Here is a 19,889-nt window from a genome sequence, read left to right on the forward strand (position 1 = left end):
GTAGGTAACTGTTTGGTTGACCGCCAAACAAAAAATTTGGCAGGTTTGATTTATCCACGGCTGCGTATAGAATTTGTACTGATACATACTGAATGCTATTTGTTGAGAATTGTAACTAGCGAATAAATATTTTTTAACACATCCATTCTCTTGTGTTGTTTTACAGATAGATTGAAATCAAGTGACAAGGACTAGGAAAATGCCGCAGACAGTTCAGCAGCATCATAGACTAGGTACAGAAGTTTTACAAGGTTGCAATTTGACGCAACTCACAAACCAACAAATACAAGAATTTAAACAATCTCTGTGGGCTAATGGTGTAGTTGTCCTCAGAAATCAACATTTAACAGCGTCACAATTACAGGAATTTGCTAACCGCGCTTTTGGGGAATCAGGCTTTAAGTATCTGCCTCAACCTTTAGACCCAGAGATTGACCCAGATTTACAAAGCCCTGGTGTTGGTATTTTAGGAAATCCCAAAACAAATTCTTCCGAAATTCTGGGTAAATTTGCTTGGCAATGGCATCATGACAAAGACCATCTGCCCAGAACAGCAGGTCTAGAGATGAATTCTTTGTATGTGGTGATGTTGTATGGCGTGGAAATACCAGCACAAGGAATTGATGGTCAACCCCACACCACAGAATTTCTTGATATGGTAGAAGCTTATCAAAATTTTGCGCCTGAATATCAGCGACAATTAGAGCAAATGTCAATGTATCATCTGCCACCAGGAACCTCTAAGCTAGGGGCAGATGTGCCGATGAAAAAACACCCTATTGTTTCAACGCATAAAGTCACTGGGCATAAGGGCTTATATTTAGGTTCAGATACATCCATACTTGTAGGAATGGAAGATGAATTGAGTTTGGCAAAACAGTTTTGGCACGAACTCTTTCAACAGATTTTAGAACGTACACCCGTTTATGCTCATGTTTGGCAGCCTGGAGATTTGGTTGTTTGGGATAACTCCCAAGTTATGCACGCTGGTGTTGCTTATGATGCCAGTAAGTACAAGCGTGTGGCATTGCGTGTAGGAGCAGTGGAGAGAGCATTGGCAAGGGTGTAGGGGTACAGGGGTGTATGTATCTAAAACCCTCATACCACTTCCCCTTACACCCAATCTTCATAGACAATCTTGGTGCGTAAGTCCTGTGTAGTTGAAATATTATTTATTTCAACTACACAGGTATATGCTGGGCGGGTTTAGTTTTACCAAGCGCCCCAAATTGCAAAGGTAATTCCTGGGGTCTGCATATTTACAAACATGGTTTGCCCATCAGGTGAGAAACAAACTCCAGCAAACTCTGATGTGTTGAGAGCATTCCTGGCAAACTTGTAAAGACTGCCACTCGGTGTAATGCCCAAAATATGATCTGTTCCATCTCCATCTTCACAAAGGAAGATGTCACGATTGGGGAAAACAATAATATTGTCGGGATTATCTAAAAAGCCAGAATTGTTAGGTTCAATATACAGTTCAACAGTATTGTTAGTAGGTGAATAACGCCAAATTTGACCATCTCCCGTACTACCGCCACTCTTACAAGTGAAGTAGACATAACCACTACCATAAAAAATGCCTTCCCCACCGGAAAACCTGGCCGCACCTTTGTTATAACCTTCGGTTCTGACGGTATCAGTCGCAGGGTCGGGAGTATTGATTGTTACCCAATCTACTGCCTTTGGAGTATTTTTGGGGAAATTTGTAGCGGTGTTGATTCCAGATGAGCCGATAATTCTTAAGGCGTAAAGCGTACCGCCAGCACTCAGGTTGTTGGGTTGGTTGGGAATGAAGCGATAAAACAACCCATTTGGCTGGTCTTCTGTCATGTAAATATAGCCTGTGTTGGGATCTACAGCAGCAGCCTCATGGTTGAAACGCCCCATAGCTGTTAGTGGAACAGGGGTAACAAAAGTATTGGTGCTACTGGGAACTTCAAACACATAACCATGTCTTTTGCTGTTATTAGTTTCAAAGGTTTCTTCACAACTTAACCAAGACCCTGAAGGGGTAGGGCCACCAGCACAATTACGAATGGTTCCCGCCAGAACTCCTCGATGTTCCACTAGGTTACGGGAAGAATTAACCACTAATTTCGTGCAACCGCCCCTAGCATTTGTGTTGTATTTCCTGTTATTGGGTGCATTCAAACCATTACTAGAGGTTGGAGAAAGTTCATGGTTGCGAATCAGAATTGTATTACCATTGCCTCCAGCAAAAGCAGCCATACCGTCATGACCACCGGGAACTCTGTTGCCGTCAGTCATTGTTTGCCCTGTTTCTGATAATCTTCTGTAAGAAAATCCCGCAGGTAAATCTAGGACACCTAAAGGATCTGGTTGTAAAGCACCGTAAGGCCCGGCTGCTAATGTGCGCTGGGCGTAAAAAGCTTGTAATGGTGATAAGAGAACAGCACCTGCTGTTCCTGTTCCGGCTAAGGTAAAAAATTTACGTCTGGAAAATTTCACAGTGTTCTCCTGAATTATGAATGAATTGTCTGCTACTCAGGAGTTATAAGCGATTGATGTTAAGAGACACCTAAGATAACCTTATAAAAGCTAGATAAAACCCTGTTAAAAATGAAAAGCCCGCCTGTAGCGGGCTATCGGGGACTTGTGAGATTTAAACTGTGACGAAATAGTTAGCACTCAAGCTGAGGTTGGTGGAACCTTGAATAATCGCTACCAATTCCAGACTGTTTTCGTTGAGGAATAGGGCTGTACCTGTGGGTAAACCCGTGGGTACAGATCCCAAGCTGTAGCTAGATTTGGAGCCTGATAATTGGATGATATCTTCTAGGGCATTGAAATCGGTGATTAAGGCATAGTCACTTAGACCAGAGGTGCTGGTATTACCATCGCTGTAGAAAATACCTGTGGTAGCACCAACCACAAAGCGATCGCTCCCTATACTACCCGTTAAGCGGTCAACTTCACCCAACCCTCTACCAGTTGAGGCATCTGCGCCTGTTAGTATATCGTTGCCGTCATCACCAAACAAGCGATCGCTCCCCGTACCACCAAAGACTGAATCATTACCGCGTCCACCATTAATGCGATCGCTCCCACTATCGCCATAAAGCAAATCATTACCGTCGCCACCTGTAATCCGGTCATTGCCAGCGTTGCCGCGAATGGTATCATTAGCCGCACCACCAGACAGCACATCATTGCCAGTAGTACCAACCAGATTGAGTGCAGCAATTACTTGATTGTTTTTGGTGCTGTTATAGTTCTCGCCCAGAAATCCGGCATTTAGTACGGTGTTCAAGTTCAACAGAGTACCGTTGGACTGGGTAAAGCTATTGCCTTGGAGTAATTGTGTATACAAAGTATGGGCGTAACTGTGATTACCCACAAAACTAATTTGTCCTGGTTGAAACAGGTCATTCCAGTTAATGTAGAGGTCTAGGGTAGCGAGTCTGGCATCGTAGCCCAGGGTTTCACTAGTATGTATGGCTGTAACGCGAGTTGCATCGGTGGGATCTAAGCGATCGCCTACTGCTGCGCCTTCAAAATTCGGCCCGGCTGGATCTAAGCCCACAATTTGTCCGATGGAACTTCCCGTAGCTGCACGATAAGCCGTACCAGCAAACCCCGCTACATGCGCTCCTAAACTATGTCCAATCAAGTTAACATCACTTGGAGCTACACCGCGACTTCTTAAATAGGTAGCCAACTGATTTCCAACATCCCGCGTGTTACCAGCCGCAGTTGGATAATACAAGGAACTTGCGCCAGCTTCCCAATCTACCAAAATAATGTTTGCATTCGACTCGCGCTGCCGAATGGTTTGGGCAATGTTGACTACCCAATCTGCGGGTTGGTAGTTATTCCCAGCATTGCCAGCCGTACTTTGATAGCCGTGAATAATAGTATATGTCGGCTCACTAGAATTAATTATTCCTGAACGGTTAATAGAACCGTTTCCCCACACATTAAAAGTAACTTGAACCATAGGAAAAATGTTTGTTTTTTGGGCATAATTTTTTGACAGCAAAAATTCACTTATTTGATTGCAGAAATTTCCGCAATCAAATAAATGTCAGATGACAAATTATTTGTTGTGACTGAATTGATAAAAATGATTTTCTGGATTTTTTAAATCTTGGTAGAGACGTTACTATTGCAATAACATCTCTACCAAGATTTTTATTTCAATTCAGAAATTTAAATAATTGAAAAACTGATTTTGCTATAGCTAAGTTAAGCTGATTACTTAATTTTTGAGTAAAAATCAGTATAAATATAATTTAAAATTAGATAAACTTTTATTTATGGTTGCCAGTGCGATCGCCAATTTAATATCCAAAAAATAATAGATTAATTTTTGAAAAAAAAATTAATCCTAAAAACATTTGGTTAGTTTTTGCGGTTTTGAGATTTACCAACTTTGTTCAAGTTGTTTATTAGTAGACACCCGTTGCGGCTTTTCGTTAGAAATGGCCTTCAGTTTAGAGGTAAATGACTCGGAGCGATCGCTTGTTTCGGGGGTAAAGCGGTCAATTGGGGGATGATTAACGGTAGATGGCAGTAATTTGGGCTGATTGTCAGAATTTGCTGAAAAATTATGAGGCAGGACTGGTGAAGAAGTCACCCTAGATTTAGTTTCTGTGGCGGGGAGAGTTAAAGTTGATGATGCCAAAATGTTTTTGACACGTTCACTTTCGCTACGGCTAGAGGCGGTTCCTGTGCGTTTGTAGCTGGGTTCAAATTCCGCTTCAACCGAATATGTAGAATTATTTACTGCCAAATTGGCAACATTCGCTACATTTTCTGAGTTACCATCTTCTTGTGCAGGTGGTAATGCTGGCGTGTTGAGGGCAGTTAAAATTTCTGGGAATTTGCTGCAAATTAGGCGTTCAAATTCCATGTTGAAATGATAAATTGCCTGTTGCCGTCGTTGCCAAAATGCCAGGATTTGCTGGACAGAAATCGCTTTATAACGACCTTGATACAAAGCTTCAATGACTGCTAAGTGCAGCCAATCAAGGGGATATTGATTTTGCCAACGGTAAACTAACTCAGTCGCACTATAGCCACTGAGGTCAAAACTGTAATGAATTAGGAGGGCTGCTGCTAATTCAGCAGCTGTTTCTGGCGTTTTGGTAAACATGGGACTATTGGCTTGAGGCAATAGGTGTAAATTTTCGACCCATCGCCTATAGCCTAGTGTGTTTTTAGCTATAGGGTTGGTCACCAAGGTTTCCAAGTTAATCAGCAATGTTTTTCATTTTACTTGGTCAACCCTTGGCTGTCGAAACAATATAGGGCGAATTAAGATTTGCGGTGCGGTTAATAGCTACTAAGGCTTGATAAACCATTGCAGCCACCTCCGCCCTTGTGGCTTCGCGGGTGGGGGCGAGTAAATTAGGCTTGGGATAGTTGACAACGATACGTTGTTGTGTAGCCGTTGCCACAGCTTTTTGGGCATATTCAGGAATAGTATTACTGTCAGTGTAAGGCAGTAATAGATTGCTTTGGGCGGCGGGTAAACCCAGACCATTCACCAGGGAAACAATTACCTGTAACCTTTGGACATTTTGATCGGGGCGGAAAGTGCGATCGCTAAATCCACTCACAAAACCACCACTAGCAGCAATTTGTAAGGCTTTGTAAGCCCAAAAATTCTGGGGAACATCAATAAATTCAATGGAAGGGCGTTTGGGAGTCGGGTTAAAAGCCGCCGCCACTAAAGCTGCATATTGGGCGCGAGTCATGGGTTTATCTGGTTGGTAGCTACCATCAGCAAAACCTTGGGTTAAATTCAGACTGGCTAAGGTGCGAATGAATGGTTCCGCCCAATGTCCAACTAAGTCGGTAAATGTCGGCACTTCGGCATCAGGGCTAACAATATAAGGTGAGGCGATCGCTTTTTCTTTGCTATTGGCAACCAACGCCTGATATAGTAAGGCGGCTATCTCACCGCGTGTAATCTCCCGCAGTGGTTCTAATAAATCCGATTGGGGATAATTAACAATAATTAATTTTTGGGTGGCGACGGCGACAGCATTAGTAGCATAACTGGGAATTTGGGCGCGATCGCGGTAGACACTCAACACATTAGAATTACCTCCTGTAAATTTTAAACCGTTCACAATTGATACAATCGCCTGTACCCTTGTGAGATTATTTCCAGGGCGAAATGTGCCATCAGGAAAACCGCTAATAAATCCGGCTGTCGCTGCACTAAAAATAGCTGGTGCTGCCCAAAAATCAGGTTTGACATCGGTAAATTTACTACCTTGACTGCTGCTGGGTAACTGAAAAGTTTTCGCCAACACCGCCGCATATTGGGCGCGGGTAATGGGTGCATTCGGCCTAAATGTGCCATCAGGAAAACCGCTAATTGCCCCTCGACTGACTAAGGCTTCCACAAACACCGCCGCCCAATGTCCCGCCAAATCAGGAAAACTGCTACTCCCGGTAACTAATCTCGGACTATCTTCGGTGGCGGCGACAAAATTAACTTGTCCTTTGACAAAGGTGGGGTTTAATTGATTACCCGCAGAAACTAAAGGCTGGGCGGCTGCATTTTGTAAATCAAACTCGCCATTCTCTTGAAAGATATTTGCGCCAGCATCTTGGCTATTACCCAAATCTGGGACAGCATTAGCATTAACCAACAAGCCACCTTGGGCATTTTTACTGATGAGATTTTGCCGTAATACCGGACGGGCATCACGAGAAAGAGCGATCGCAGTCCGATTCTCTGATAATTTATTATTGGCAATTAATGGCGCGGCTGAGTCTGTAATCGCTATCCCCAAAGGATTTTTTTGAAAAGTGTTGCGTAATATCTCCCCTTTACTATTCCGCGCCATAAACAACCCACTGGCAGCATTTTGGACAAACACATTATCTAAAATGGCGGGTTTGGCATTGCCGGTAATAAATATTCCTTCTCGTCCACAACCACTCAAAGTATTGTTAGCTAAATAAGGATTTGATGACTCTATCCATACCCCAGTACCTTTAGCATTGGGATTTGTCACACTCACACCCATCAAACTGGCATCACCCAGCAACAACAACGTAATATTCTGGATGCTAAAAGTCGGGCTTTGATATTCACCCCCACCAGAAATGACAATTCCTGCACCTTTATTCAGTTCATTACCAATGACTGTTACCCCCGCAGTTAACACCAAGGGAAACTGTTCACCGTTAGCCGCGCTGTATGTCCCTGGTGACAGCTGAATAATTATCGGTGTTGTGGTTCTTAAAGCACGGGTGAGGCTTTTAAACGGGTTCAACCTTGAACCATCATTAGTATCTTTCCCCGTTACAGGGTTGACATAGAGTGTGGCCACGAGGGTGGAATTTACCATTGGTTGTTGAGATGCAAGTGTTTAAACGTCACGGCAGAATCATAACTTAGTTGTAGCCGCAATCTTCAAAGCATCATAGCTGTCGTAAATATACCGACGTAGCACCATTAGTCGCAAGTAGTTGAGGTGATATCTTGATGATTTCAGGATTAGGCGTAAGGATTTAGGGGAGATGATGAAAATTTCTCTTTACTCCTTTGCGCCTCTGCGTGAGACAAAATATTTTCTGGCTAAGTTCTACACCTGTGTAAAATAACTAGGCAGATCAGCAACAGGTATCAAAAAATATGGTTAACCCTAAGATTGGCATCATTGGTGGTAGTGGACTATATAAAATGGCCGCCTTGCAGAATGTAGAAGAAGTGCAAATCGAAACTCCCTTCGGTTCTCCTTCCGATGCTGTAATTGTGGGGACACTCGAAGGAACCCAGGTAGCTTTTTTGGCACGTCACGGGCGCAATCACACCTTATTACCTTCCGAATTACCTTTTCGTGCCAACATCTATGCAATGAAAAAATTGGGTGTAGAGTATTTAATTTCGGCTAGTGCGGTGGGTTCATTAAAAGCCGAAGCCAAACCATTAGATATGGTAATACCAGACCAGTTTATCGATCGCACAAAAAATCGCATTTCTACCTTTTTTGGCGAAGGAATTGTGGCGCATATTGCCTTTGGTGATCCGATTTGTCACAATTTAGCTGGAATTTTAGCAGAAGCGATCGCATCTCTCAATTTACCAGATGTCACCCTACATCGCGGCGGCACATATATCTGTATGGAAGGGCCAGCATTTTCCACCAAAGCCGAATCTAACCTGTACCGCAGTTGGGGTGCAACAGTAATTGGGATGACCAACTTACCAGAAGCCAAATTAGCCAGAGAAGCCGAAATTGCCTACGCAACCTTAGCACTAGTCACAGACTACGATTGTTGGCATCCAGATCATGATAGCGTCACCGTCGAGATGGTAATTGGTAACTTGCAACGCAACGCCGTCAACGCCCAAAAAGTCATACAAGAAACTGTCCGCCGTTTGAGTGAAAATCCCCCACCCAGCGACGCACACACAGCCTTAAAATATGCAATTTTGACTCAATTAGATAAAGCGCCAACAGCAACGAAAGAAAAATTACATCTATTGTTACACAAGTACTTATAAATGTGGTTTGGGTGAAGCGCAGTGCAACCCAACCTTGTATATTGAGGGACGTAATGAGTAATGAATAATGAGTAATGAGTTAGAACTTTACTTATTACTCATTACTTAATACTTATGGCGTACCTCACTTACTCCAAAAATGTTGTAAGTCTCGGTGTTGGGAACAACTAGAATGGGATGATAAGAAATTTCGTAGTCTGCGGCTTAAATACAATCCTGGAATAATGGATGATTTGTATGTCTATTGAACTAAGCCTGATCAAAGTTAATTACAAGACACTCCATGACATTGAATCATTTTTAATTCAATGGAATGATAACTATGATGGAGAAACTCATGAATCTTTTGAAGTTAATAACGGTTTGCCAGAAGTATTATCTTTTCTGTTAACTGGTTCAACTGACATATCAGCAGCATGGTTCAGTGATTCTCCATTCTTAGTCCAAGAAATATCAATACCGAACTATGGAAATCTTCTACTAGTCGATGCTTTAGCTGGCGGAATATGTTTAAAATCATTGCGTTCTCATGGACTTGTAGCAATTTGTTTAACAGTTGAACAGGTTCAGGAAGTTGCTCAAGCTTTGTCTAAAATTTCTCAAGAAGATTTAGCATCACGTTGGGATGCTTTGAACTTATTCGCCAATGCAGAACGTCGTAAAATAATTGGTGGTTTGGAGAAGTTGCAACCAAACTTTAGGAACTTAGAACAGTCTGTGGAGAACATTGAAGATTTTTCAGAATATTTTATCAACGAATTTGTTGCTTATTATATTGATGCTGCTCAAAATAATATGGGAATTGTAATTCTTGATTGTACTTAGTCAAAATTTACTCTTGTTGGGTTTCACTTTGTTCCACCCAACCTACTAACTATGATTAATTTTTAGCAAAACCGCAAAGTTCAATTTCTGCCTGATTAAAATTATCCTTCAATATCTTACGCAACACACGCTGAATGTGTAGGTGTTTTCCTGGCTTAACTTTTGTCAGCGTCAGCAACAATAAGTTATCCTCACCAAAATGTTCTATTCCTGCTACTCGCGTTGGTTCTAAAACATCAGCTTCTTGGGCTTGTAACTGCTGTCCTACTTTTTCCACTACTCGATATACATGATCTAAATTAGAGTCGTAAGCAACACTAAATTCTACTCTTGCATATATATATTGCTTAGAAAAGTTGATAATTGAACCTATATCTCCATTCCGAATAATCTGCAATTGTCCATCGGGATGGCGGACATGAGTAGTTCGCAGTTCAATGGCTTCAACAATTCCCTCCACGCTTCTTTCTTCCATTTTCCCGGCTTCTATATAATCACCTACCAAATAATAGTTTTCAAATAAAATCAAAAATCCACACACAACATCATTAATCAGATTTTGCGCCCCTAGCCCGACTGCTATACCCACAATTCCCGCACCTGCTAATATGGGCGCAGGATCAATGCCAATTAGTTTCAGGATAGTTACTCCAGCAGTAAAATAAATAAAATATTTGGCGAAACTCCGAATTAAGGGAATCAGTGTCAGCCGTTTTTGTCGCTGTGAGTCGTTGAAATCTGTGGTTCTTAAATAGAACTCATCTAGTAAAAAGTAAGCAACTTCTATCAAAGTATTGCTGAGAAAGAAAACCCCAATAATTTGCACAACTCTGGGAGTATACTCACTTATCCACGCAATAGGTTCTATTTCCGGGAGAACGAGATTGACAATTCCCACATAAAGAACATATTCTAAACATTTTTTAAATAGGGGAATTAAGTGGCGTAACCGTTCATATAATCGCAGTAGATTATTAGAATGAGAAAACTTGAGACTGAGCGCATCAAGAGTATCAACAATAGTTGCAACAGCTTTAACAATTAATAACCCAACTGAAATAGTAATATATATTTTTAAAGCAATAAATAGATATTTAGTAACAATTGCGGGAAGATACAAAAAATTAGCGCATAAAATAGCAGTAGCTATCCATGCACTATGAATAATAATTCTTTTTAAAGTTTGGAAAAAAGCCTCGACACTTTCATCATTGGCTTTGATTTGATCGACTTTCTTCGCGTAGTCAGAAACCCAGTCTATTCCACGGCTTAAAGGTGGGATGCTAAATTTAACTAGCAATAGCAAACTGATAGTTTTTAAACTTGCAGTGACCAGATTTACCCAAAATTGTGTAGGAAGACTGCGAATCAAATTAAGTTGAAATTCTTGAACATTTTCACCCCGGTAAATTATCATTCCATTCACACCAACCAGCGCCAAACACAGCGCCACGGAAATCAGCATTAAAATTCTGCTAATACTCCGACGTAGGAAGGTGATGTTTGCAGTTCTTTCTTGCAGCCAAGCAACTCTATTTAACTGTTTAAAGATGATGCCAATTAGCAAGTTTAATAGCCAAAAAAGAACTAATACAAATATGACTTCACCAATAATAATTGCTATGTTTGCTATATTCATTTTTGAATAGGATTATCTAAGAACAAGAAAATGAAATTAGTTAGATACGCAAGGGTTTAAAATTTTTTGGTATCTCTTTGTACAAAAAAACTTACTTTTACTCTTGAGAAATACGTAAAAGTATACTCAACATTTTTTAATCTCTCTGACTTTGTATAAAAATGCAAGGACACTTAAGACATTTAAGACAGTTTAGCCTAATCAATCATTAAAACAAATTATTTATTTATTTTTTGTAGTTTTATACTTATATACCAATACGGTTCAGTTAAGAGAATAGTAGGTTGGGTTACGCTATCGCTACACCCAACAAAGTATGCGTGAATGTTGGTTTCCGTTCCTCCACCCAACCTACACCTAAATAATTTACTGAGGTTTTTATTAATACTACAAACGTAAAATTTCTTTCCTGAAAAACAAGAGAATTTTTATTAAAAATTTTTCAATTAACTATTTACAAGTATAAATTTATACCTTATTATATATTAAGCACGATAAAGGCGATCGCCTCATCCCGCGAAGAAGTGTGCGATCGCCTTATCTGGCTCCCATATTCAGGAGATAAATACATGATGGCACAAATTACCAAAAATCCCCTCCCCCACAGAGAACCAATTAAACATTTACTCATTGGTTCCCCCAAAGCGGTTAACAGTACAATCCACTATTTGCAAGTCATTGGCTACGCCAGCGTTGGCGACTGGAGTCCGCTATTACCAACCGCTAACGAAGATGAAGTTATGAGTATTTTAATTCGGCAAATTTTGATGCAGTAATCCTGATTTAGAGACGCGAAATTTCGCGTCTCTACTGAATATTGCAGCCTATTTTGGGTAAATGAGGTAGCGCGGACTAATGAAAAATCAAAGTTTTGAAACGTGTAGCCGCGACTTCAGTCGCCTGGTGCAAGATATGTGTCTCCCTTGTCTACCTTGTCTACCTTGTCTACCTTGTCCTTGTTGTTCACATATCTTGTTGATATGTCGTTAATAATGCAGGGATATGATCATAACCATCCACACCAATGATTGCGATGATTTTAGGGCGGTGTTGTTGTAACAGATTTTGAAATGTTTCTTTGCCAATTTGTCCTTGCAAAATTGTTAATAAACCTGCTGGTTGTTTCCATTCACTAGAAGCAATCTGCTCTAAAAGATACATGCCTAAACTGCCAGTGTAAATGGCTTTTTCAGCATTTTGTAATTGATAATAAGCTTCGGCTAAGTATCCTAAATTCCGCCCTTGTAGATATAAATCTCCCGCAGTTTGGGCTGTTTTAAAACCATCTTCTAAATATTTAATTGCGGTTTCGGGTTGATCAATTACTAGATAAGCAATGCCTAAACTACTCAAACACAAAGCTTTACTTTGGATATCACCTAATCTTTCTAATAACTTTAAACCTTGTTCTAAATAATTAATGGGCATCTCATAAGTTTCTGGTTCAACTTGTTCTAGTTGTTGTGCTTGCATAACTTCGCTGTAACCGAGATTTACTAAGGCGTTGGCTTCACCATTGCGATCGCCTGCTTGCCGACTCAAGATTAAAGCGCGTTGGCTATAATTAATCGCCTCGCCATAATCTTTTTCCTGTACATAAGTCCGGCTGAGGTGGTTGAGGTTGGCTATTTCGCAGGGGCGATCACTGGCATTTCTGGCTATATCTAATGCTTGCAAGTGAAAGTTAATCGAACGCGGATATTGTCCTAAAGCTCGTTGCGAATAACCCAAAAGTGTCAAAATCCTGGCTTTTTCCTGGGTTCCTTCCACTTGGCGCAAGGGTTCATCTAAATAATCTAAGGCGTTTCTTAAATAACTCCCCGAAAATGAGGCAAATATCCCACCATAAAGGGGAAAATAAGGACGTTGGGCAAAGTTTCGCAGAATTTGCAACATCATTTGCGAACCTGCATTACCAAATCTCGCCGCCGTATTACCAAAACCACTGGCTAACTGACTCCAAATCACCGCAAAGGTCAAATAAGTCGAAATTGATAATTTTGAGCCTGCTTGCACATTATATGGTTGTTGGTCAAACCAGTTAACTAAACCACGTTGCAAATACTGTAATATCAACGCTAATTCTACCCAGTCACCCAGGGTCACATTGCTTTGCTGTTCGGCAAATTCAATTGCAGATTGTCCCAAAGCTAAAGTCCGAAAGAATCCATAGGGAAACTCACTATTAACTTTTTTTGCCCAAGTTGCCCAAGGGCCGTTTTCTCCTGGTACGCCGCCAAATCCCAAGTCTCGATTTTGTTCGTACATCCAACTAATCAAGTGGTCTTGGAGTCTTTGCCAAGAAGCTAAACCGCGAGTAATCCCTTGTGATATTTGGTCAATATCAGGATCTAATTGAGCAAATTGTTGTAAACCTTTGGCTAACTGCTGTAATTGTGATGAATTGAGTGGGTGTTTTTGATTGGGATCTGTGAAACGCAACAATGTAGCGAGGCGTTCATCTGTAGAAGCTGTGGTAATTTCTCGCACTGCTGTAGCGATCGCTTCTATGGCTTTGTTTTGTTCTGCATAACGTTGCCATTGATTTTGAATTGTTTTAATTGCTCTCAGGCTGCGGTTGGCTTTGGCTTTTTTGAGTTCATCCTGTTCGCTATCTACCTGATTTTGGATGATACTCAAGCGATCGCTCAATGCCAACTCAAATATTTCCCCCGTTCCCGATGTAATATTTTTTTGCAACATCTGGTACACCATCTCCACGGAACTAACTTTGCCCTGGAGGGTGAGTTGAACAATTTCGTCAATTAAAGCGAGGTAGCGATCGCGCAATGGCAGAGAGTCTGACACTTTAGCTCTGGGATAACTTTACATCAATTCTTATTCTAGTGTTAAGAGAGGAAATGGAAACTTTCACTCTAAATTTTGGCGCGGGGATGATCTCTTGGTAAAAGCATCACAATGTACTTCAAATGGTCTACTGAATTGAATTCAGCAGATGAAGCAACAAAAACCGCCTGTTAGGGAGATATTGTATGTATCGAGATAGTAGCAACAGTACAAGCAATCTAAATCATTAACAGAAAAGTTGAATTTAGGCAATTAGTTATAATATATACCTAACTTGGGAATACTCTGAAATAGGGTGATCACTTGCTGCAACCGCTCAAGGAAAACTGAGTTTCAGCTTTTACCTTAAAACATATTCTTCTCAGGTGTTTAATTATGAAAACTGTTCAAGTTACTTATGCTGGAGAAATCAAAGTTGCAAGAGGAGAAAATCCCAGAGAGTTATATGCTCACCAAAATGAGGCAATCAAGGCACTAGACCAAATAAATAAACTTTCGTTTGAAGGTTTATTAGTTCTGCCAACAGGTGGTGGAAAAACTTTAACAGTAGTTCACTGGTTACTACGCAATTTTATCAATAAAAGAAAAAAAGTTTTATGGATTGCTCATCGTCATGAATTGCTGAACCAAGCCTTTGAGACAATCAGATTTAGTGCTTATTCATCATTATTAAATGACGTAACAGAATTTAGATACCGTATTATTTCAGGGCATCCTCAGCACGACCGCCCTGTAAATATTGAACCAAATGATGACATAATTGTTGCCAGTAAGGATAGTTTAAATAGTGGATTAGATTACTTATTAAAAAACTGGGTCAATCATTTATCAGAAGTTCTTTTGGTCGTTGATGAGGCACATCATGCAACAGCTAAAACTTACCGTAAGCTCATTAATGCTGTCAAAGATGATATAGAGAAGCGAGGCGATACAAATGGATTTAGGATGTTAGGACTAACCGCTACTCCCTTCAGAACAAGTGAGAGCGAAAAGGGACTATTAAAATTAGTTTTCCCTAATGATATTATATTCTCAGAACATTTAAGAAACTTGATTTCTAGAGGAATTCTTGCTGAACCAATTTTTGAAAATTTAGAAACCAAGATAGAAATAAAGCAAAAATTGTCTGCTAAAGACATCAAAAATATTGAGGACTTTGATAAACTCCCCAAAAATATTGCTGAAAAAATTGCTCAATCTAGTATTCGTAATAATAAAATTGTTGATCACTATATCAAAAACAGAGAAAAATATAAACCTCTGTTAGTATTTGCAATTGATGTAGAACATGCAATAACTCTGAATGCTATATTTAGACTCAAAGGAATTAATTCGGATTTTATTGTAGCTTCAGTTAAAGATTTAAACACAGGCGCTACAGTATCTATAAAAGGCAACTCAGAGAAAATTAACAAGTTTAGAAATGGTGAAATTGAGGTTTTAATTAATGTAGAAATGTTGACTGAAGGTACAGATTTACCCAATATACAAACGGTTTTTCTCACACGTCCCACAACCTCGACAATACTTATGACACAAATGATTGGAAGAGCTTTGCGTGGACAAAAGGCAGGTGGGACAGAAAAAGCCTATGTAGTAAGTTTTATTGATGATTGGGAAGACAAAATAAACTGGGTAAACCCACAAAAGCTTCATTTTGAAGATGGGGCAGAATTTATTGAAAGAGATATTGCATCAAGTAATAGAACCGCTAGGCTAATTTCTATCGAAATGATTGAGGAATTTGCTCGTATTATTGATGATTCCATTGATACTAGTGATTTAGAATCATTAGAGTTTATAAAAAGGATTCCTGTTGGAATTTATCATTTTTCTATTCTCGAATCTTCTGAAGGATATGAGCCAAAGCCTACAAACTATGATGTCTTATTATACGATGATACAGAAGACGCATACGACAATTTCGTGACTGATTTAGAGGTTCTATTCCAGAGCATTGATTTACAATATAGGGAAGTACTAACTACAAAAGAGCTTGAGTATCTTTTGAATACTGCAAAAGAAATTTATTTTCCTGGATACCAATATTTGCTAGGTTATAGAGATGAAGATGTAAAAAATATACTAAGATTTTACGCTCAAAAGCAAATTAAGCCAGAATTTCTAGCTTTTAGTGAAAGGAGAAAATGTGATTTATCTATTGTAGCAAGGCATATTTATGACAATTCATTAGGTGGTAAAGCAAAATCGGATTATATTAACTCACTTTGGTATGATGAGAAATCTTTTTGGCAGGTTTTATTCAGCTACAACAAACTATATTTCCTGAAACAGTTGAGTATTGAAAGCCTTAAAATTGAAGAGCCAGATATATACGGTAATGAATTTGTATCACTCCCAAATGTGATTCCTGATAACATACCTTTAGAGAAACTGACGTTATATGAAATTAAAGAACGAGATATTATTGAATACAGAAAAATTAAAAAGGCTGTATTTGCCAAACATACAAATAGAAAAGGGTTTATAACTTGTGCAGTCAGTGGGCTGAGAAGCCAAATGCAAAGAGATTTTCAAATCGATCACATTAAACCCATGTCTCAGGGTGGTTTAACTACGATAGATAACTTGCAAGTTCTATCCCACAAAGCTCACAGAGACAAGACTAGTTCAGAAAACACAAGACAGTAATTTTTTAAATATTGCTGAATATAGCAAACAACAGTTATTTTTATTCTAGAGCATGAGCGAAACTAACGAAGCAAATAAAGACAAAATCCCCAACGAAGAACCGAAATCACTAGCCGAGTTGATTAAATATGACTGGCGTGATCCTAGTAAACCTCGTAATCCTGAAGATGACGTAATTGTAGATGGCTGGCGGCGACGCGCTGATGGAACTTTTGAGAAAATAGAAGATACGGAGGCACAACAATGACATCTTTTATATGCGACCAAATTATAGATTTTGAAGCTACGGATGGTTATGAAGCTCAAGATATTGAAAGACTCATCGAACAAGTAAAACTGTCATTGGCAGAGATGGAAGGGCGTAAGGTAGTAGTTTTATTGAGAAATGCTCATTACTTAACAACCAGAGCATTTGTGATTCTTTATAACTATATTAGAGAATCATTTTCGATAAATGCCGTGTTTGTATTGGTTTCTGGTGATAAATCGAAAATATTTCCGCCTTTACTGGATTTGATAGAACATCAACAGCAAGCAGCTTAAAAAATATTCTAGAGGTGGAACTATGGATGAAACGGACTGCGATCTGCGATCGCCAAAAATCCACCTTATTTTTATTTAGCAGATATCATTCCCCCAGCGAGAAAAATCTGCTCAACTGTTAAATTCAAATCAGGGAAAGTCGGGGATTGAATGCGATCGCCTTGCCGGAATTTGTTAATTCGATACTCACCGTCTTCTAAGCTGCAAACTAAGATTGTCGGTTGTTTGGGTTTACCAATATACTCTCTGCTACCCAACGCCGCATAATCTAAAATCCAGTATTCAGGAATTCCCATTTCTTCATAGTCAGCAAATTTTTTGTGATAATCATCACGCCAGTTTGTGCTGACTACTTCAACTACTAAGGGAATAGATGCTGCTTGACTCACAGTAGATTTCTTTTTCCACAGTGGTTCATTAACTAAATTTGGCTGATTTAATAACAGGATATCTGGTGAGTAAGCTGATTCACTTGCCAACGGTTTTACGAACACTGTTTTTGGGATGAGATAGGGTAAATTTAACCTGTCTGATTCTACACTTAGCTTTCTCACCAAAAATCCGATAATCTCTTCATGATCGCCTGTTGGGGGTGGCATTTCAACTATTACTCCATCGTGTAATTCATAGAGTTTACCTGAGTCGTCTGGATATTGAGCAACGAATTCATCGAAGGTAACTACTTTGGTTAGGTATTGAGTCATGTATTTAATATTTAATGCCGCATATTAAATATTTTAAGTCTGAAATTCGACGCAAATACAGCAGATACAATGTTTATGAGGTATAGCAACTGATTGAAAAAAGTAATGAATAATGAGTCAGAAATTTACTTATTACTCATTACTCATTACTTAATACTCATGGTGTACTTCACTTACTTATACTTATCATTAACAGCAATGACTAGCGACGTTCACCAGCAGGCTGAGTACTTGTAGGTCGCCAAGCTTCATCGCCGGAATATTGCAGCGCCTTACCATCCAAGATAATGCGAATGCGGCGTTCGCCGTGGCTTCCTTTAGTTTCTTCGACATTGATTGTAAAATCTATCGCTGACAAGATAGCATCACCAAAACGCTCATTCATCCAGCGTTGAAGTGTAGGCGCATACACATCAATGGCTTCATGGAGGCGGTAAATTGCTCCGGCATTCCACCGCACTGGCGGGACACGTAGCGGATTCAAGATTCCTGCCTTCAGTCCCAATTGCTTTTCTAAGCATTCTTGCGTGGGTGTTTCCAATGGAGCCTGACCTGTGAGAATTGCCCCGATACGGACTGGGAGAAGATTGCAGGCTTTTCCAAGTGCCTCAAGTGTCAGCCCTTTATCTTTAGCGGCTTGGTTTGCTGTGTCGAGGACTTGTTTTCGTTCCTGATAGCTTGCTGCTGCGAGTGCATCTACTACAGTGCTTTTGATTTCTGCCCTTACCAAAGTTGGCATAAACGCAAGCATAGCAGCGATGCCCACACTATATGTGCGAAACCCAATATACTTCATTTTTTCCTCACTATTTATGATACGGAATATTGCCGTATATATGCTTTAGCGATGTAGGTATAAAAAGACTTGCAAGCTTTTTCTTGATAGAACAATATCAATAAATTGGCGTTATATTGTCAATATTCAACTTTTATACAGAATTTTTCTCTATAACTATCTGATTTGGGATATTTGGGAGAAATTAGAGCGATCGCACATTTGTCAAGAGTTAGAAAAAACAATTAAACAATAGTTTGAGAGCATCCTAATTTTCTGCTTGTCTAACTTTAAGTTTTGAGAAATTTATCAGTTAGTAACTAGTGAGATAGAGATATAAGAGAATATGGCAGTGCTGAATTTTAGAATGTTTTTATCTCACGCAGAGACGCAAAGAGTGAGAGTTAGAATCTGAAATCAAAGCGGATTCCCATATTATCTAATTAACTGTGCTGCTGAATTAAAAAACTGACGATACAATCCCTTGGTGACTAAAATTGTTGTCAACAAATTAGCTATTGCAACCATAAATACAATCAAAATTTCGTAAGAAACTGCATCTAAAGGGTTGACTCCGCCTAATAATTGTCCGGCGGTGATGTTGGGAAGTGTCGCCATCCCAATCAGCATCATTTGATTAATTGTGGGAAGCAATGCAGCGCGAATGGCTTCTTTCCGGTATTGACTAACGGCTTGTTGGGGAGTTGCGCCTAAACTCAAGTGAGTTTCGATTTCAAAAGCGGAATTATTGATGGTACTAACCAGACGTTCACCTGCGATCGCAGCTGCATTCATCCCATTACCAATGATGATTCCCGCTAGGGGAATGAGATAGCGGGCTTCAAACCATCTGTCTGGTTGCAAAATTAACAAGTAAGTGTAAAAAAGTGTGAAAGCGGTACTGATGAAAATCGCTCCCCAAACCACAGGTAAGACGAGGGGAATTTTCTGGCTGATGCGATTGCGGGCGACAATGGCGGTAATTGTCAAGATAATTGCTAAAATTACCAAAACTGCCCCAAGATGATTGACAGCAAAGATAAAGTCGAAAACATATCCCAATACCAGCAGCTGTAAGATGGTTCTGCCTGTAGCAATTGCCCAGTTTAACTCTAATCCTAATTTTTCCCAGGCAGATAAACCAATAGCGATCGCCATTAACCCTACAGCCAAGCCTAAATCAGCTAAATCTAGTTTGATTAATTCCTGCACAGTTGTTTACCTCCTGGAAAAGTGCTGAGTAGAAACTTAAATATTTGTAGCAGTGATATTTGGGTGACAAGGGAGAGGTGTTGGTGAATCAATAAGGATTGACGCATCTCATAAAATGAGTGCTTGCAAGTCTTGTGTATTGACACTTTATCAGAGTGGACTAATTACAAATTACAAATTACGAGTTACAAATTAGTATGATATTTTTACCCATACAATAATTTCAGTAATAACCCT

16 protein-coding genes are annotated in these 19,889 nt (G+C 39.8%); 7 read left to right on the forward strand and 9 right to left on the reverse strand.

The features are described 5' to 3' along the window. Window positions 1-199: 199 nt before the first annotated feature. A complete protein-coding gene (locus H6G79_RS16935) occupies window positions 200-1,069 on the forward strand; it encodes a TauD/TfdA family dioxygenase (protein ID WP_190590372.1) in 870 nt (289 codons plus the stop codon). Between the two features lie 143 nt (window positions 1,070-1,212). On the opposite strand, the gene H6G79_RS16940 is transcribed toward H6G79_RS16935, so the two are convergent. The 4 genes from H6G79_RS16940 to H6G79_RS16955 all read right to left on the reverse strand — a co-directional run bounded on the left by H6G79_RS16940 (window position 1,213) and on the right by H6G79_RS16955 (window position 7,334). Continuing rightward, window positions 1,213-2,472: an alkaline phosphatase PhoX gene (locus H6G79_RS16940; RefSeq protein ID WP_190590371.1), complete on the reverse strand. Its 1,260-nt coding sequence runs from the start codon at window positions 2,470-2,472 to the stop codon at window positions 1,213-1,215. A gap of 154 nt (window positions 2,473-2,626) precedes the next feature. Then, window positions 2,627-3,961, reverse strand: coding sequence for a hypothetical protein (locus H6G79_RS37355; protein ID WP_277877261.1), 1,335 nt, complete (start codon window positions 3,959-3,961; stop codon window positions 2,627-2,629). Window positions 3,962-4,387: 426 nt separating this feature from the next. Then, window positions 4,388-5,119: a hypothetical protein gene (locus tag H6G79_RS16950; RefSeq protein ID WP_396019807.1), complete on the reverse strand. Its 732-nt coding sequence runs from the start codon at window positions 5,117-5,119 to the stop codon at window positions 4,388-4,390. Between the two features lie 127 nt (window positions 5,120-5,246). Continuing rightward, complete coding sequence (locus H6G79_RS16955; RefSeq protein ID WP_190590370.1) at window positions 5,247-7,334, reverse strand: S-layer homology domain-containing protein; 2,088 nt, start codon at window positions 7,332-7,334, stop codon at window positions 5,247-5,249. Window positions 7,335-7,621: 287 nt separating this feature from the next. On the opposite strand from H6G79_RS16955, the gene H6G79_RS16960 reads away from it, so the two are divergent. Then, a complete protein-coding gene (locus H6G79_RS16960) occupies window positions 7,622-8,494 on the forward strand; it encodes an S-methyl-5'-thioadenosine phosphorylase (protein WP_190590369.1) in 873 nt (290 codons plus the stop codon). A gap of 237 nt (window positions 8,495-8,731) precedes the next feature. Beyond that, window positions 8,732-9,319 carry a DUF1877 family protein gene (locus H6G79_RS16965; protein WP_190590368.1) on the forward strand — a complete coding sequence of 196 codons (588 nt, stop codon included), beginning with the start codon at window positions 8,732-8,734 and terminating at the stop codon, window positions 9,317-9,319. A gap of 55 nt (window positions 9,320-9,374) precedes the next feature. Here the strand turns inward: H6G79_RS16965 and H6G79_RS16970 are convergent, their stop codons facing one another. Next, complete coding sequence (locus tag H6G79_RS16970) at window positions 9,375-10,958, reverse strand: mechanosensitive ion channel family protein (protein WP_190590367.1); 1,584 nt, start codon at window positions 10,956-10,958, stop codon at window positions 9,375-9,377. Between the two features lie 569 nt (window positions 10,959-11,527). Between H6G79_RS16970 and H6G79_RS16975 the strand changes: the two genes are divergently transcribed. Continuing rightward, entirely contained in the window at window positions 11,528-11,734 is a 207-nt protein-coding gene (locus H6G79_RS16975; protein ID WP_190590366.1) for a hypothetical protein, read from the forward strand. Between the two features lie 187 nt (window positions 11,735-11,921). On the opposite strand, the gene H6G79_RS16980 is transcribed toward H6G79_RS16975, so the two are convergent. Beyond that, window positions 11,922-13,766: a tetratricopeptide repeat protein gene (locus H6G79_RS16980; protein WP_190590365.1), complete on the reverse strand. Its 1,845-nt coding sequence runs from the start codon at window positions 13,764-13,766 to the stop codon at window positions 11,922-11,924. A 375-nt stretch (window positions 13,767-14,141) separates the two neighbouring features. Between H6G79_RS16980 and H6G79_RS16985 the strand changes: the two genes are divergently transcribed. Genes H6G79_RS16985 through H6G79_RS16995 form a run of 3 tightly spaced genes read left to right on the forward strand, consistent with a single transcriptional unit; the run spans window position 14,142 to window position 16,961 of the window. Then, the gene (locus tag H6G79_RS16985; RefSeq protein WP_190590364.1) at window positions 14,142-16,418 is read left to right on the forward strand and encodes a DEAD/DEAH box helicase family protein; all 2,277 of its coding nucleotides are present in this window, start codon (window positions 14,142-14,144) and stop codon (window positions 16,416-16,418) included. A gap of 52 nt (window positions 16,419-16,470) precedes the next feature. After that, window positions 16,471-16,665: a hypothetical protein gene (locus tag H6G79_RS16990; protein ID WP_190590363.1), complete on the forward strand. Its 195-nt coding sequence runs from the start codon at window positions 16,471-16,473 to the stop codon at window positions 16,663-16,665. Beyond that, window positions 16,662-16,961, forward strand: coding sequence for a hypothetical protein (locus H6G79_RS16995; RefSeq protein WP_190590362.1), 300 nt, complete (start codon window positions 16,662-16,664; stop codon window positions 16,959-16,961). The genes H6G79_RS16990 and H6G79_RS16995 overlap by 4 nt, the downstream gene beginning before the upstream one ends. A gap of 71 nt (window positions 16,962-17,032) precedes the next feature. Here H6G79_RS16995 and H6G79_RS17000 read toward each other — a convergent pair whose 3' ends face one another. The 3 genes from H6G79_RS17000 to H6G79_RS17010 form a co-directional block, all read right to left on the reverse strand. Continuing rightward, window positions 17,033-17,665 (reverse strand): Uma2 family endonuclease, encoded by a 633-nt coding sequence (locus H6G79_RS17000; protein ID WP_190590361.1) that lies wholly within the window; start codon window positions 17,663-17,665, stop codon window positions 17,033-17,035. A 202-nt stretch (window positions 17,666-17,867) separates the two neighbouring features. Beyond that, window positions 17,868-18,461 (reverse strand): hypothetical protein, encoded by a 594-nt coding sequence (locus tag H6G79_RS17005; protein WP_190590360.1) that lies wholly within the window; start codon window positions 18,459-18,461, stop codon window positions 17,868-17,870. 414 nt (window positions 18,462-18,875) lie between these two features. Then, window positions 18,876-19,652 carry an ABC transporter permease gene (locus H6G79_RS17010; protein ID WP_190590359.1) on the reverse strand — a complete coding sequence of 259 codons (777 nt, stop codon included), beginning with the start codon at window positions 19,650-19,652 and terminating at the stop codon, window positions 18,876-18,878. Between the last annotated feature and the right edge of the window lie 237 nt (window positions 19,653-19,889).

It is taken from the genome of Anabaena sp. FACHB-83 (assembly GCF_014697485.1).
In the GTDB taxonomy this organism is placed as follows: Bacteria; Cyanobacteriota; Cyanobacteriia; order Cyanobacteriales; family Nostocaceae; genus Nostoc_B.